Genomic DNA, 15169 nt, shown 5'->3' with positions numbered 1-15169 from the left:
CCTCGCCGGTTTCTCGCCCTCGCACTGCTGTTCGTTATCCGCACTCATGATCCAGAAGAAGAAATCGCAGTCGCACGATCCGTACGCGCCCGTCGCGAAGAACCAGTTGCTGGCCGCGCGCCTGCCGATGTGGCGCTCGAAACTTGTCGTCCTGCTGGTGTTCGGCGCGTTCGCGTCGCTGGCGGCGCGCGCGTTCTGGGTGCAGGTGGTCAATCAGGATTTCTACGTCGATCAGGGGCAAAAACGCTATCAGCGCACGCTCGAACTCGACGCGACGCGCGGGCGAATCGTCGACCGCAACGGCTCGATGCTTGCCGTCAGTCTCGCGACGTACGAGATCTGGGCCTCGCCCAAGCTGCTCGACGAAGCCTCGTTCGCGCCGCTTTCGAAGCTGCTCGATTTGCCGCTGGCGGAATTGCGCCGGCGTCTGAATGGCGACAAAACCTTCGTGCTGCTCAAGCGCCAGGTGGATGCCGACACCGCCGATCATCTCAACAAACTGGGTCTCGCCGGCATCACGCAGATCGCGGATTCGAAGCGCTTTTATCCCGAAGGCGAATCGGCGGCGCACGTGGTCGGTTTCACGGATATCGAGGACAACGGCCAGGAAGGCGTCGAACTCGCCGCCAACGAGCAACTGCTCGGCGTGCCGGGCCAGCGCGAAGTGATTCGCGACCGCCTGGGCCGCGTGGTGTCCGAGACCCGGCCGCTCGTGCCGGCGCAGAACGGCGACACCATCCACCTGACGATCGACCGGCGCATCCAGCAACTCGCTTACGCGCAACTGAAGGACGCCATCGCCAAACATCACGCCGAGGCCGGCAGCGTGGTCGTGCTCGATGCGCGCAACGGCGAGATCCTCGCGCTCGCCAACTATCCGAGCTTCGATCCGAACGACCGCGCGCGGCTCACCGGGCGGCAACTGCGCAATCGCGCGGTCGTCGACACCTTCGAGCCGGGTTCGACGATCAAACCGGTCGTCGTCGCGCTGTCGATCGACGAGGGCAAGGTGCGGCCGCAAAGCATCATCGATACCGCGCCGGGTTGGTACAAGATCGGCCCGGCGGTGATTCACGACACGTCGAATCACGGCGCGATGACCGTCGCCGAAGCCGTGCAGAAGTCGAGCAATATCGCGCTCGCCAAGCTCGCATTGAATCTGCCCGCTGAAACGATCTGGAACAAGTATCAGGAATACGGGCTTGGGTTGAGGCCCGAGCTGACCTTTCCGGGCGTCGCGTCGGGCAAGGTGCGCCCGTACAAACGCTGGCGTCCGATCGAACAGGCGACCATGGCGTATGGCTACGGGCTGTCCACTTCGCTACTGCAGATCGCGCAGGTCTATACCGCTTATGCCGGCGACGGCACTATGCATCATGTGAGTCTGTTGCGGACAGACAAAAACGCGGACGGCACGGCGAGTACGAGTAGCGCGACGCAGGCGACGGATAAGGGCCATGCAGTCACAACGCCCGCCACCGCGCGCGCGATCCGGTCGATGCTTGAAATGGCCACCGGTGTTGGCGGTACAGGGCGCGCAGCAGTAGTGGAAGGCTACCGGATCGGCGGCAAAACCGGCACGGCGCGCAAGCAGGTCGGCGCGACTTACGCGAAAAACCGTTACCGTGCGCTGTTTGTCGGCATGGCGCCGATGAGCGACCCACGGCTGATCGTCGCCGTGATGATCGACGACCCGGCCGGCAAGGCGTTTTATGGTGGGACGGTGGCCGGCCCCGTGTTCGGCGCGGTAACAGGTGGAGCGCTGCAATTGCTGGGTGTGCCGCCGGACGCGTGAGGGCCCGCTACGCCGTGAATCGCGACGCGCCATTCGTTATACCAACAGCAACGGTTAGCGTCGCGCGTTATCGATGCCTGATTTCGCCAACGCCTCGATGCGGTTGCGGCCATTGCGTTTAGCCTGGTACATCGCCCGATCGGCTTCTTCCATCATCGCGTGGCCGTGCACGGCCGCGTCGGCAGGCGCACCGGCGAGCGTGCGCGCCGCCACGCCGATCGACACGGTCAACGCGATGCGCTCACCATGGTCGTCCTGCAAATCAAGTCTTTCGACAGCCAGCCGCACGCGCTCGGCGACCGTCAGCGCGTCGGCCCGATCGCCTTGCAGCAGCGCGGTGAACTCTTCGCCGCCATAGCGCGCCACGGTGTCGCCCAGGCGCACCTGTTGCCGCACGCAGGCGGCCACGGCCGCCAGCGCGCGATCGCCGGTCTGATGGCCGTAGGTGTCGTTGATCCGCTTGAAGCTGTCGATATCGATGAAAAGACACGCAACCGGCACGCCATACCGAACCGCGCGCATGATTTCCTCGCGCAGCCGTTCATCGAAGTAGCGGCGATTGGCGAGGCCGGTCAGCGAATCGGTCATACCGAGTTGCTTGAGCCGCTCGCGGTGCGCGACATTGTCAAGACTCGCCGTGACGATGCTCGCAAAGCGCTCCAGGATATCCGTAGCCATGCCTTCGGCGAAACGCGCCGGGTCGTCGCTGCACAGGCATAGAAAGCCGCTCACGGTGTCACCGGCGGCAAGCGGCAGCATGATCGCGCTCGCCGGCGCGTCGGCGTCACCGAAGAATGCGCGGCGCGCCGTTTCATCCAGTTGACCAGGCTTGCCCAGCCACGGCCGTCCTTCGTCGCACAAGCCAAGGGCCGCGAGTCCGCCTTCGCGCGACGTTCTCAGATTGGGCTGGTCGAGTGCATCCAGAGCGCCTGGATCGAGCAGTTCGAGCAGCATCGGCGCGCGGTCGTCGAGCCACAACGTCACGCTCGCTAGCGAGAATTCCTTCGGCAGATGGCTGAACAGCGTGTCGAGAAACGACGCGAAATCCTGCGCGCCGATCAACCTCAACTCGACGTTCTGGAAACGGCGCAGCGTGCGCTCGTTGTGCTGCACGGTATCGACGAGCGAGCGCAGTCGGTCTGAAAGCGGCGTTTGAGCGAGATTCGTCACGTTATTGATGCGGGCCCGGAGGCGAAGCGGGGTCGGCGGCCCCAACCGCTGTAATAACGGCCAATTCCGCGAGGTCTTGAGGGTTCGATCACCGCGCACGCAAAAACAGCGCTTTAACAGGGCGATCACGCAGAGGGACCAAGCGCGGGAATTTTGAGCGTGATCTTAAGTTTGGCTTAATTCTTACCTGTAACTATGGCACCCAACATCCCCTGTTGAGCCGCCAGAACATCGGCGGCGCTTTTTTTCTCAAGGGACGTCGCCGACGCGCCGATAGATGGACAGCATGCCTGCGAAGAAGGAGTCAAACGATGGTGGAAGACACGGTATTCGAGCATCTGCGCGCGATGCCCGGCAACGAATGGGTGCGCCAGATCCACTCGTGCAAGGTCTCGGACCCCTTGCAGCCCCCATGGGGACGCTCGTACAGACTCGTCGAATGGACCATGAAGCACACCCCCGAATCGAGCCGCCGCGTGGTGCCCGCGGAAAGCACACCACTCGAAATCGCCCAGGCGGTCGTGTCGCACATTCCGGGGCGCCGGTTCTGCCAGCACGGCGACGATTGATCCTGTTGCCGGCAACCTGCCCTCAGTTTTTCGCGCGCTTCGCCATTTCTTCCTCAAACAGGGCGAATTCTTCCCTTGCGGCCTTTGCCACACTCGGCCGCTGCATCAAGCGCTTGTAGTAAGCCGCCACCGCCGGCCATTGCGACAGATCGATGCCGCCATACAACGCCCAGTTCAGCACCGTGACCAGATACGCGTCGCCCACGCTGAACGCATCGAGCAGATACTCGCTTTGCGCCAGATGATCCTGCAGAACGCCTAGCCGCAATGCGGCCTTGTCGCGCGCATAGCGCTTCACGTCTTCGGGCGCGCGCGCATCGAGCCACGGCACGAACACTGCCTTGTGCAACTCCGTACTGATAAAACCCAGCCATTGCTGCAAGCGCGCGCGCTGTGCCGTACCCGGAGCAGGCGCAAGCCGTCCGGCCGGAAAATGATCGGCCACATACGGCAGGATCGCCGTGTTTTCGGTCAACAGCCAGCCTTCATCCGTGCGCAGCACCGGCACCTGCCCGAGCGGACTGATCGGATAGAAGTCCGAGCCGTCCGACAACTGTTTCGACTTCGTGTCGACCTGAATGAACCCAGCCTGTGCCCCCGCCTCGTACAACGCGATTCGGGTGGCCAGTGAACAAGCGAGCGGCGAGAAGTACAGATCCATGGGGAAGCCCCCTGTCGTTGGTGTTTTTGTACTATATTGCATATAAATCACTTCCGCCATATTTTTATGCCGACCAGTACAAAAAAAGAAGTTCGTCCGCGTGGCCGTCCGCGTGCCTATGATTCCGACCAGGCGCTCGCCGATGCAAGAGACGTGTTCTGGCGCAGCGGCTATGCGGGCACCTCGCTGGATCAATTGAGCACTGCGACCGGTATGAATCGCCCGAGTCTGTATGGTGCATTCGGCGACAAACACGCGTTGTATCTGAATACGCTCGAACGTTATATCGAAGCCGGACGGCTCGCGATGGTTCATGCACTCAGCGAGGATCTGCCATTGCCGCAGGCTCTGCTGCGCGTTTATGACGGCGCGCTCGCGTGGTACTTGCCCGCCGACGGCGATCAACTCGGCTGCTTCATGATCGGCACCGCCACGGTCGAAGCGGTGGATGACGCCGAAGTCCGCACGGCGCTAGCCGAGGGACTGCGCACCTACGACAAGGCCTTCGAGAAACGCTTAAAGCTGGCGCAGGCCGCAGGCGAACTGCCTGCCGATGCGCAACCGCCTCTCCTCGCGAAGATCGCGTCGGCGATTTTGCACAGCCTCGCGCTGCGCGCTCGCGCCGGAGATTCGCGCGCGTCGCTGCGGGCAACGGCGGTTGCAGGGGTGGCGTTGATATGCGGCAATGCGGGCGCGTCACCTGCGCCGGCAACGGGCAAAACCACAGCAAAAGGACGTGGACGGTAAGCGGAAGGAGTTCGCTCGCGTTATTCGATTTCCGTTCAGATCACAGGCGGCCGAAGGTCGCCGCGCCTTTGCAATGCTTGACAGTCACGGGAAATGTTTATGCCTATGATGGGTCGATTCACCCGACACGTCATGGTTTCGACATGAACTATCCGTACGACGTACTGACCGCCGCCTGTCTTTTCATCATCGTGATCTCCACCACCATCATGCTCGCGCTCACCTGAGCGAGCGTTGCAACGCCCCCTGCTATAGGGCGTGCTAGCAGGTCAACGCGCACCCCGCGGTTCCGTAAAAAGACGGGATATACTGTACATATATACAGTACTTTTCGTCTGAACAATGCGCCTTCCTCCATTCGAACCTCCCTCGCTCGCCGAGCTGCGCGCCTGGTGGCGTACACGCGACGAGCAGGCGATCCAGCGCCTCATCCTCGAGATTCAACGGCAACGGCTCACGCTGCTGGAGTTGCGCAACCTGATCGACAGCGGCGTCCAGCAGGCGCGCGCCGCCGACCGCACGCTGGTCGAACGCGGCGAACCACTCATGACGTTACGCATACGGATCGCGCAGGAAGTGCTGCGCGTAGGTGATATCGACGATACCCGGCAGATGAGCCGCGCCGCACAGGAAAAGCTCGCCGTGCGCACCGAGGGCCAGATGGAATACGCGCGCGAAGGCCGCTTGAGGCGGCAACGCAGGAATATCTAGTTCGAGTGTCGCAAGGTGTTTCTGCGCGCCCGAAGGAAAAAACGGTGCGCGGCCGGATCAATGCTGCAGGATCAGCGCGTTTGCGTCGCGACGCGCAAGCCGAGCGAAATAAACAGCACGCCGATGATCTTGTTTTGCCAGCGGCTAAGCCATGTCAGGCGCTTGACGAGTTTGCCCAACGGACGAATCGTCAGCACGATCAGCGTTGTATAAAGCGCGCTCATGCCGACGAAGATCAGTCCGAGCGTCGTGAACTGCAGGAACGAAGAACCGTGCTCAGGACGAACGAACTGCGGCAGAAACGCGAGGAAAAACAGCGCGGTCTTGGGGTTCAGCACTTCGGCAGGGATCGCCTGAAAGAAGGCCTTGGAGGCGGATACCGGCGCGACTGTCGGCAAATGCGCGCTCGCCTGCTTTTCGCGCAAGGCGCGAATGCCCAGATAGACGAGATAGGCGGCGCCGACGATTTTCACGGCATTGAAGGCGAGTGCCGACGTCATCAGCAACGCCGACAGGCCAATCGCGGCGCCCAGCGTGTGGATGAAATCGCCAGCGGCGACGCCGAGACCGGTGAGTATGCCGGCCTTGCGCCCACCATGCACCGTGCGGGTCAAAACCAGTAGCACGGCCGGACCGGGAATCAGAAAGAGCCCGAGTACAACGGCAACGAAGGTTCCTAGCGTAGAAAGATCAAGCATGTCGTCTCCTGTGTGGCGCGCTGACTTCAGCGGACAGGCGCGCGTTCAGCGGACGATTGTAGATCGTTCGGCGATTCCCCGCCGACGATCCGTTACCATTGCGGGCACAGGGCCGCCTACGCGCCACATGCGGCCCGCATTTTTTCATCCACCGAAGTCTTTGCCTTGCCCACCTACACCTTGCCCGCGCCGCTCTCTGCGGAACTCGAGATTCGCAAGAGCCGTTTCATCGCGCACGCGATACCGGTCGCCGACCGCGACGCCGCGATGGCCGAGTTGCGGCGTCTGCGCGACGAGCATCCTGGCGCGACGCATGTCTGCTGGGCACTGCTGGCAGGTGGCCAATCAGGGATGTCCGACGACGGCGAGCCATCTGGCACGGCAGGCCGGCCGATTCTCGAAGTGCTGCGGCATCACGATCTGGACGGCGTGCTGGCCGCGGTCGTGCGGTATTACGGCGGCGTAAAGCTGGGTGCCGGCGGGTTGGTGCGAGCGTATACCGACGCGATTGCTTCGGCTCTATTGGATGCGCCGCGGGTGGAGAGGATTGCCCAGGTTCCGCTGATCGTCGAAGTGAGCTATGCCGATGAAGCGAAGGTGCGCAGATGGATCGAGGCTGAAGGTTACGGGCTTGTGGACAGTGCCTACGGGATGCTGGTGAAGATCACGGTCCGCCTGCCCGTCAATGCGGTAGATGACGCCCGGCTAGCCCTGGTGGACATGACTCAGGGGAAAGCCGGGTTCTTTTGATCGCGTTGCCTTCGGCGCGGAGCTGCTTCAATCGTTCGAGAATTCCGGACCCCGATCCACTTTAGAAGATGCACAGGATCGGCTCGCTGTTACCATGCTGCTCTGTACCGGAATGACTCCACTTAAAAGGCAATTCCTCTGACCTCGACCGACGCTTTTTCCAGCACAGCGCCCGAGTCGCCGCAACAGAGTCAGTCTCTGCGGCCATCGCTCGATCCCATGCGTCCGGGCCTGAGATCCACCGTGCTCAAGGGTTGCGGCGTCGTCGCACTGCCGTTGATGCTGTCCGCATGCTCCTGGTCGTGGTTTGGCCTGAATTGCCCACCGCGCGCAACCGCGCATCCAACTGGCTGGCTGAGCGTCGCGCCCGCCGGCGATTTCGCCTACATGCCGGCTCGCAATGGCCAGGTTTCGCCAAACCGGATCGAGAATACGGCGATGACCGGCATCGTGCTAAAAAACGATATCAACGAGACCGTGCGCAACAGCATTGCCAGCAGCTTGCAGGTCGCGGGCTTTCATCTCACCGAAGACAGGAAGGTTCTGAGCGGCAGCATTGAGAAGTTCACGGTGGATGACGCGCGGTCGCCAGCGTTCTGGACGCTGAAAATGCGCTACATCGTGACCGATGCCACGACCCAGAAGGTTGTGTTCTCAACCACCAAGACGGTGCGGCAGAAGTCGCCCAAATTCACAAGTAATACCATCGCCATCGAAGACACGGTCAAGCTGAGTGTCGAAGCGTTGATCAGCGACCCAGGCTTCGTTAATTCGGTGAATTGAGCGGACGGACCGAATAGGCGCCGTCTGCCGATTCGCTACAATCGGGAAATATCGAGAGGAGCGCAAAATCGCGCAGCATCGAAGCGCCGCTGGCGCCTGCCGTCTCGCGTGCCCGATTCTGCAACCCTGTCCCCTTCTCCGTGCGAGCCGTCATGTCTATCACCACCTGGCTGTTCTTCCTGCCCGCCTGCTTCGCGATCAACCTAGCGCCCGGTCCTAACAATCTTCTATCCATCAACGTTGCCGCGCGTCACGGCTTCATGACGGCTTTCGTCGGCGGCACCGGCCGGCTGGTCGCGTTCGCGTTGATGCTGGTGTTGGCCGCGACTGGCCTCGCCGTCGTGCTGCACGCGTCCGAGTGGTTCTTCCTCGCAATCAAACTGGCCGGCGCCGCGTATCTGATCTGGCTTGCCATCCAGTTGTGGCGCAGCGACGCGCCGGCCATCGATACGATTCAACAGGACGACGCATCGCTCTGGCGGATTGCGCGGCAGGAGTGTCTTGTGGCTGCGGGCAATCCGAAGGCGATTCTGGTTTTCACCGCATTTTTGCCGCAGTTCGTGGATATCGCCAAACCGATACTGCCGCAGTTCGCGGTGCTCGGCGCGAGCTTCCTGGTCCTCGAATGGGTGGCGATCGCGTTGTATTCGTGGGCCGGCATGCACCTTGGCAAGTGGCTGGTTCGCGCCAAGGTTCGCCGGTGGTTCAATCGCTGCTGCGGGGCGTTTCTGGCGGCGATCGGTGTGAGTTTTCTGCTGGTTCGGCGGACTTAAAACGCCTGAACTCGAAACCTGATATTCAGCTTTCCGAATCATCTGTTCAGCAGCGCCTCAGCTGTACGACGCCTTCTCGCACCGTTGAGAGCTGAATGGCAGTCGGCCTGCTCGTGAAACCATAAACAATAGGTAATGGACGACCGCATAAACTTTAACTGTCAGTAATCGTCCTGCGCCTTTATGCTCGAAGAATGACCCGCCGCCGCAGCTGGACCATACGCGGCATCGGACAAGCGACTTCTCATAGTCATAGGGGCGGCATCATGAAGATCTGTATCTTCGGAGCAGGAGCGATTGGCGGTTTGATGGGCGTGCAACTGGCGCGTGCCGGCGCGGATGTGAGTTTCGTCGCGCGCGGCGCGCATCTTGCCGCCATGCGCGAACACGGCGCGCGCCTGATCATGGACGGCGAGACGATCAGCACGCCGGTACGCTGCACGTCCGACCCGCGCGAACTCGGTGTGCAAGATTTCGTGATCATCACGCTGAAGGCGCACTCGCTGCCCGGCGTAGTCGACGCGATGCAGCCGCTCCTCGGCAAGCACACGGCCATCGTTACCGGCGTCAACGGCATCCCCTATTGGTACTTCTATCAGCACGGCGGAAAATTCGCCGGCACGCGCCTCGCCAGCATCGACCCGGACGGCAGCCAATGGACCAAACTCGGACCGGAACGCGCCATTGGCTGCGTGCTCTATCCCGCCGCGGAAATCGTCGAGCCGGGCGTCATCAAGCATGTGTACGGCAAGAAATTCCCGATCGGCGAGCCGAGCGGCGAACGCACGCCGCGCATTCAGCAGTTGCACGAGATCATGCAGGCAGCAGGATTCGATGCGCCGATTCGCGACAATATCCGCGACGAAATCTGGCTCAAGCTGTGGGGCAACCTCTGCTTCAATCCGATCAGCGCATTGACCCACGCCACGCTCGATATCCTCACCAGCGACCCCGACACGCGTGCGGTATCACGCACGATGATGCTGGAAGCCAAGCGCATTGCCGATCAGTTCGGCGTGCATTTTCGCGTGGATGTGGAGAAGCGCATCGACGGTGCGGGTGCGGTCGGCGCGCATAAGACCTCGACGCTGGTCGATCTGGAGAATCGCCGTCCGATGGAGATCGATCCGCTACTGACGGTGGTGCAGGAAATGGGCCGTCTCGTTGCCGAGCCCACGCCGACTATCGACGTCGTGCTTGCCCTCATCAAGCTGCGCGAACGGATGGCATTGCAGGGGGACTGAGATTGAGCGCCGGTTGGCGCTTCGACCAACGTCTCACAAGCTTCAGAAAAGGATCGAACGCCACGCGTTCGATCCTTTTTTACATCGCTATTGATCGATCGCCAGCCACACCGCCTTAGGCTCGGTGAAGTTTTCAATCGCCACGTCGCCGTGCTCACGGCCAAAGCCTGAATCGCCGGAACCGCCCCAGGGCAAGCGCACATCGGTATAGCCGTAGGTATTGATCCACACGGTGCCCGCCTTCAGGTCACGCGCAACCCGATGCACGCGACCGATATCCGCGCTCCATACGCCAGCCGCAAGGCTATACAACGTGCCATTGGCGATACGGATCGCATCAGCTTCGTCATTGAAGCGAATCACGCTCGCCACCGGCCCGAAGATCTCCTCCTGCGAAATGCGCATTTCATGCTCGACGTTGGCGAACACCGTCGGCTCGACGAAGAAGCCGCGCTCGCCCACCCGCACGCCGCCGGTCACGAGCGATGCTCCTTCGGAGCGCCCCGTCTCGACATAGCCGAGCACGGTTTTCATCTGCGCCGCGGAGATAAGCGGCCCCATCGATGTTTCGCGCGCCGCCGGATCGCCGACCTTGATCGCCTTCGCACGCGCCGCGAGACGCTCGACCACTTCGTCGTAGACGTCGCGGTGAGCCAGAATGCGCGAGCCGGCCGAACACACCTGGCCGGTGTTGAAGAAAATCCCCGACGCCGCGGCTCGCACCGCATTGTCGAGATTCGCATCCGGGAAAATCAGGTTCGCCGACTTGCCGCCGAGCTCAAGCGTGACGCGCTTGAAGTTGCTGGCCGCGCCCTGCAGAATGCCACGCCCCACGGAAGGCGAGCCCGTGAAGGTCACCTTGTCGATGCCGGGATGCGCCACCAGCGCATCGCCGACCACCCGCCCCTTGCCGGTGACGATGTTCAGTACTCCCGGCGGCACACCCGCCTCGAGCGCGAGTTCGCCGAGGCGCAACGCCGTCAGCGGCGTAATCTCCGCAGGCTTGACGATCAGCGTGCAACCGCATGCCAGCGCGGGCGCGATTTTCCACATGCCGATCATCAGCGGGAAATTCCACGGCACGATCGCGGCGACCACGCCGACCGGTTCGCGCAGCGTGTACGTCAAGGCATCGGGACGTACCGGCACCACCTGCCCATTGATCTTGTCGCACCAGCCTGCGTAGTATTCGAGCGTATCGATCGCCGCCGGAATATCCTGGCGCATTACCGCCGAGATGGGTTTGCCTGCGTCGAGGCTTTCGAGCGCCGCGAGTTCGTCCAGATTCGCGCGCATCAAGCCGGCGAGACGCATCAGTATGCGGCCACGCTCGGCTGCCCGTATGGCATTCCACACTTTCAACGCGGCGCGCGCCGCGTGCACCGCGGTGTCGACATCGGCCGCGCTGCCTTGTGCAACCAGCGCAATCGGCTCTTCGGTCGCCGGGTTGATGTCGACGGAATATTCGCCGGTGCCAGGCGGCAAACGCTTGCCGTCGATCAGCAAATCATGGCGCCTGAGGTCGGTTTCGGTTTCCATCATGAAGCTCCTTGCTTGGGATATTGCGTGGACTGACCGGCAGCGGATCGGCCGGCACCGCCCTGGCGGCAGGCGAAGCCGCACCGGCGAGCGCAGCAAACTGCGCCCAGGCTGCTGCGGCGTTGGGTCTGAGGGAGCGATTGCGGCGATGCACGAGCAGCGTCGTGAGATTTATCTCGGGAAGTAGCGGCCGGCTCACCAGTGCCGCGCCGGGCGCGGGCCAATGTCCATCGACGGGTAAAACGCCGACACCAAGATCCAATTCGACCATGCGCGACACTGCCGCAACATGGCCGAGCTCCTGCACAGGCCGTCGCTTCAGGCCGTGCGTGTTGAAGGCAAGATCAAGCGCGGCGCGCACACCCGCGTCGGCATTCAAGGTGACGAGCGCCCACTCGTGCAATGCATGCCACGCGACGCTGGCTTGCCGCGCCAGCGGATGCGCGGGCGGCATCACCACATGCAGCGGCGTTGTGAACACTACTTGCGCGTGCAACTGATCGTTGGCCAGAGGCTCCGCCACCGAGACCACGCCGAAGTCCACTTCCCCCTGCTCGACGCTCGCGAGCACGCTGCTTTGCGATTGATCTCTGAGGGATACGACGAGTTCGGGAAACGCTGACGCGCAACGCGCCAGCCCCTGCGCCACCCAACTCGACGACAACACGGGATTGCTCGCCAGCACGACCACGCCCGTGTGTCCGTCGTAAGCGGCCCGCTCCTCGCGCAGCGTCAATTCGATTTCATCGAGCAGGCGGCCGATTCTGCGCTCGAGACTCGCGCCGGCATGAGTCAGTTCTACTTGCCGCGTGGTGCGGTCGAACAGCTTCAATTCAACGGCGTCTTCAAGTTCGCGCACACAACGGCTCACCGCCGACTGCGTCAGATCGAACTCGCGCGCCGCGCGCGTAAAACTCCGTTCACGCGCGACGGCGACAAATACCTTGAGTTGCTGCAACGAAACATTCATAACGTTACTGCCGGGTGTAGATGGGTCACCCTATTCCCCCGATTGCTCAGGCCAATGGCTAAGCCGCGAGGCCTTACTGCCGGCAACGGCCAGCACGCCCTGGGGCTCATTGTGCGCTTCGATCCAGCGTGAACGCATGGGCGCAAGAATGAACTTCGCCGAGATGCCCGCGGCAATCGTGACGACGGCGGAAACGATAAAGACGAGACTCCAGCCGCCCGTGGCCGAAAGTACCGATGCTATCGGCACCAGCAGCGAGGCGGTGCCCTTCGCGGTGTACAGCGTGCCCGCATTGGCCGCCGCATATTTGCTGCCGAAGGTATCGGCGCAAATCGCGGGGAAGATCGAGAAAATTTCACCCCAGAACAGGAAGATCAACGCGGCGAACGTCATGAACGCATACGGGTTGGTGCCGTACTGCATGAGACCGAGCAATGCGAGACCCTCGCCGATGAAGATCACGAACATCGTGTTCTCACGGCCGAGTTTGTCGGAGATGAAACCACACAGCGGACGGGTAAAGCCGTTGCAGATATTGTCGATGGAAAGCGTGGCCGTGAGCAGCGGCAGGGTCATACCGAAGATCGTCATCGGAATGCGTGCGAGCCCCCAGTCTTTGGCGATCGGACCGATTTGCGCGGTCGCCATCAGGCCGCCCGCCGCCACCGCGACAAACGATACGTAGATCACCCAGAACACCGGCGTCTTGATCATCTGGCCCGGCGTGTAGTCGACCTTGGTGACCGCGAACTTCTTCTTCGGTGCGGCTTGCTGGCGCAAGTTTGGTTTCTTCAACAGCAGCGCAAGCAAAAGTATGCTGACGCCCTGCAGGATGCCGAAGAAAAAGAAGGTGTGCTCGTAGCCCGAGCGCGTGATCATGTTGGCGATCGGAATGACAGTAACAGCCGCGCCCGCGCCAAAACCTGCAGCCGTCAAACCGGCCGCAAGACCCCGGCGATCCGGAAACCACTTCAACGCGTTGCCGACACAGGTACCGTACACGCCGCCTGCGCCGATCCCGGCAATAACTGCTGACACATACAGCATCGGCAAGGTCGTCGCATACGAATTCATCACCCACGCGATGCCGGCGCATACCGCGCCGCCTGCGACCACCGGGCGCGGTCCGAATTTGTCAACCAGCCAGCCCTCCACCGGCACGAGCCACGTTTCTGTGAGAATGAAAATAGCGAATGCGAGCTGAATGGATGCTTCACCCCAGTGATGCCGCGAATTCATCGGCGTGACGAACAACGTCCATGCGTATTGCAGATTGGCTACCAATGCCATGCACATCATGCCGATGACGAGCTGCCACCAGCGGTTCGCCCAGAATACGCGAGTCGTGGTCTGTCGAGTGATATCGTCCATGAGCCTTGTCTCCGCTATTTATTGAGCGCGGCCGGCCATCACGCCGCACTGTATGCGTCTCACCTTATGCTTATGACCCGGACAGCCTTGCCATTCGGGAATATTTAATATTTGCGTCTTTAATTCAAATTCTTTAAGGCCTGATCCTGCCTGAATCACCGTTTTTCAGACGATTTCTTTATTCCGATCAATTAAGTATCGACACTGCATCGGCGCTTCGCCGCTTCCCTTGCTACGCCTCAAATACAAGCGTTAACCCGAGTACCGCATCAAGCACAACGCCGACAATTCCGCTTCTTATACAGCCCCATGCTAGGGTCATTGCTGAATAACTAATAATTAAAGTTTGTTATTATGTCGATTCATATTTGCTTATACATCGGCCATGACGATGCGCAATGCCACTCTGCGGCAATTGAAGGTCTTTGAAACGGTAGCGCGCCACCTCAGCTTCTCGCGCGCCGCGGAAGAATTGCATCTGACGCAGCCCGCCGTCTCCACTCAGGTGAGGCAACTTGAGGAGCACGCAGGGCTGCCGCTGTTCGAACAGCTCGGCAAAAAAATCTATCTGACGCCGGCCGGCACCGAGATGCTTCACTACAGCCGCGCGATCATTCAGCAGTTCCACGAAGTCGACGAGGCGATGAGTCAGCTGAAGGGTGTCTCCGGCGGCAAGCTGAACGTCGCGGTGATCAGCGCCGGCGACTACTTTTTCCCGCGCCTGCTGGCCGAATTCACGCGGCGTTACGCGGGCGTCGTGCTCAATCTCGCCGTGCACAATCGCGCAGAACTGCTGCATCAGCTCGCGACCAACCAGACCGATCTCGCCGTGATGGTGCGGCCGCCGCACGAGACCGACGCGACCAACGAACCGTTCGCGCCGCACCCTTACGTGATCGTGGCGGCGCCCACGCATCCGCTCGCGCACAAACGCAACATCAAGATGAGCCAGTTGGCGAGTGAGGCCTTCATCGTGCGCGAACGCGGCTCGGATACCTGGAATTCGATGGAAGAAGGCTTCGCCGGCCGTCTCGCCAACCTGAAGATCGCGATGGAGATCAAGAGCACCGAAACGATCAAGCAGGCGGTGATCGCCGGCATGGGCATCGCGTTCCTGTCCGCGCATACGATCAGTCTCGAGTTGCAGCTCGGCCATCTGGTCGTGCTCGATGTGGAAAGCTTTCCGGTCATGCTCAACTGGTACGTCGTGCATCGCAAGAACAAGCGCCTGCCGCCGGTTGCGGTCGCCTTCAAGCGCTTCCTGATGGAGGAAGGCGCGGGTCTCATCGAGAAGATTACGCGCGTGAAGGAATTGAGCGTCTATAAGCAGTAGGCTATGGAAAGCCAATGAAACTTTAACTATTGCGGATTGATCAGTATCCCTATGC

16 protein-coding genes are annotated in these 15169 nt (G+C 61.4%); 10 read left to right on the top strand and 6 right to left on the bottom strand.

Annotated features, from left to right (window positions below):
- The first annotated feature begins 46 nt into the window (after positions 1-46).
- Complete coding sequence (locus KHO30_RS25480; protein WP_211702702.1) at positions 47-1795, top strand: peptidoglycan D,D-transpeptidase FtsI family protein; 1749 nt, start codon at positions 47-49, stop codon at positions 1793-1795.
- A gap of 54 nt (positions 1796-1849) precedes the next feature.
- Here the strand turns inward: KHO30_RS25480 and KHO30_RS25475 are convergent, their stop codons facing one another.
- Entirely contained in the window at positions 1850-2965 is a 1116-nt protein-coding gene (locus KHO30_RS25475) for a GGDEF domain-containing protein (RefSeq protein ID WP_211702701.1), read from the bottom strand.
- A gap of 311 nt (positions 2966-3276) precedes the next feature.
- Between KHO30_RS25475 and KHO30_RS25470 the strand changes: the two genes are divergently transcribed.
- Complete coding sequence (locus KHO30_RS25470; RefSeq protein ID WP_093632986.1) at positions 3277-3534, top strand: DUF2866 domain-containing protein; 258 nt, start codon at positions 3277-3279, stop codon at positions 3532-3534.
- Between the two features lie 22 nt (positions 3535-3556).
- Here the strand turns inward: KHO30_RS25470 and KHO30_RS25465 are convergent, their stop codons facing one another.
- On the bottom strand, positions 3557-4195 hold the full coding sequence (locus KHO30_RS25465; protein WP_211702700.1) for a glutathione binding-like protein: 639 nt from the start codon (positions 4193-4195) through the stop codon (positions 3557-3559).
- 66 nt (positions 4196-4261) lie between these two features.
- Between KHO30_RS25465 and KHO30_RS25460 the strand changes: the two genes are divergently transcribed.
- From KHO30_RS25460 to KHO30_RS25450, 3 genes are all read left to right on the top strand, one after another.
- Positions 4262-4942, top strand: a complete 681-nt coding sequence (locus KHO30_RS25460; RefSeq protein WP_211702699.1) for a TetR/AcrR family transcriptional regulator — start codon at positions 4262-4264, stop codon at positions 4940-4942.
- A gap of 77 nt (positions 4943-5019) precedes the next feature.
- Positions 5020-5169: a hypothetical protein gene (locus KHO30_RS25455; protein WP_172737764.1), complete on the top strand. Its 150-nt coding sequence runs from the start codon at positions 5020-5022 to the stop codon at positions 5167-5169.
- Positions 5170-5284: 115 nt separating this feature from the next.
- Complete coding sequence (locus KHO30_RS25450) at positions 5285-5653, top strand: hypothetical protein (RefSeq protein WP_200655108.1); 369 nt, start codon at positions 5285-5287, stop codon at positions 5651-5653.
- Between the two features lie 71 nt (positions 5654-5724).
- On the opposite strand, the gene KHO30_RS25445 is transcribed toward KHO30_RS25450, so the two are convergent.
- On the bottom strand, positions 5725-6351 hold the full coding sequence (locus KHO30_RS25445) for a LysE family translocator (RefSeq protein WP_093632989.1): 627 nt from the start codon (positions 6349-6351) through the stop codon (positions 5725-5727).
- A 165-nt stretch (positions 6352-6516) separates the two neighbouring features.
- On the opposite strand from KHO30_RS25445, the gene KHO30_RS25440 reads away from it, so the two are divergent.
- The 4 genes from KHO30_RS25440 (at position 6517) to KHO30_RS25425 (ending at position 9901) form a co-directional block, all read left to right on the top strand.
- On the top strand, positions 6517-7101 hold the full coding sequence (locus KHO30_RS25440; RefSeq protein ID WP_093632990.1) for an IMPACT family protein: 585 nt from the start codon (positions 6517-6519) through the stop codon (positions 7099-7101).
- Between the two features lie 243 nt (positions 7102-7344).
- Entirely contained in the window at positions 7345-7884 is a 540-nt protein-coding gene (locus KHO30_RS25435) for a hypothetical protein (RefSeq protein WP_093633243.1), read from the top strand.
- Positions 7885-8036: 152 nt separating this feature from the next.
- Complete coding sequence (locus tag KHO30_RS25430; RefSeq protein WP_093632991.1) at positions 8037-8657, top strand: LysE family translocator; 621 nt, start codon at positions 8037-8039, stop codon at positions 8655-8657.
- Between the two features lie 266 nt (positions 8658-8923).
- On the top strand, positions 8924-9901 hold the full coding sequence (locus tag KHO30_RS25425; RefSeq protein ID WP_211702698.1) for a 2-dehydropantoate 2-reductase: 978 nt from the start codon (positions 8924-8926) through the stop codon (positions 9899-9901).
- A gap of 87 nt (positions 9902-9988) precedes the next feature.
- Here KHO30_RS25425 and KHO30_RS25420 read toward each other — a convergent pair whose 3' ends face one another.
- From KHO30_RS25420 to oxlT, 3 genes are read right to left on the bottom strand one after another with little or no spacing between them, the layout of a single operon-like run.
- Positions 9989-11440 carry an aldehyde dehydrogenase family protein gene (locus tag KHO30_RS25420; RefSeq protein WP_211702839.1) on the bottom strand — a complete coding sequence of 484 codons (1452 nt, stop codon included), beginning with the start codon at positions 11438-11440 and terminating at the stop codon, positions 9989-9991.
- Entirely contained in the window at positions 11409-12410 is a 1002-nt protein-coding gene (locus KHO30_RS25415) for a LysR family transcriptional regulator (RefSeq protein ID WP_093632994.1), read from the bottom strand. The genes KHO30_RS25420 and KHO30_RS25415 overlap by 32 nt, the downstream gene beginning before the upstream one ends.
- Positions 12411-12440: 30 nt before the next feature.
- Positions 12441-13781 (bottom strand): oxalate/formate MFS antiporter, encoded by a 1341-nt coding sequence (oxlT, locus tag KHO30_RS25410; RefSeq protein WP_093632995.1) that lies wholly within the window; start codon positions 13779-13781, stop codon positions 12441-12443.
- A gap of 385 nt (positions 13782-14166) precedes the next feature.
- On the opposite strand from oxlT, the gene KHO30_RS25405 reads away from it, so the two are divergent.
- The gene (locus KHO30_RS25405) at positions 14167-15114 is read left to right on the top strand and encodes a LysR family transcriptional regulator (protein ID WP_093632996.1); all 948 of its coding nucleotides are present in this window, start codon (positions 14167-14169) and stop codon (positions 15112-15114) included.
- Positions 15115-15169 lie beyond the last annotated feature (55 nt).

The sequence above is a fragment of the Paraburkholderia aspalathi genome, assembly GCF_905220735.1.
Lineage (GTDB): Bacteria > Pseudomonadota > Gammaproteobacteria > Burkholderiales > Burkholderiaceae > Paraburkholderia > Paraburkholderia aspalathi.
Note: the sequence above shows the minus strand (reverse complement) of the source record. Positions and strands in the feature narration are given on the sequence as shown.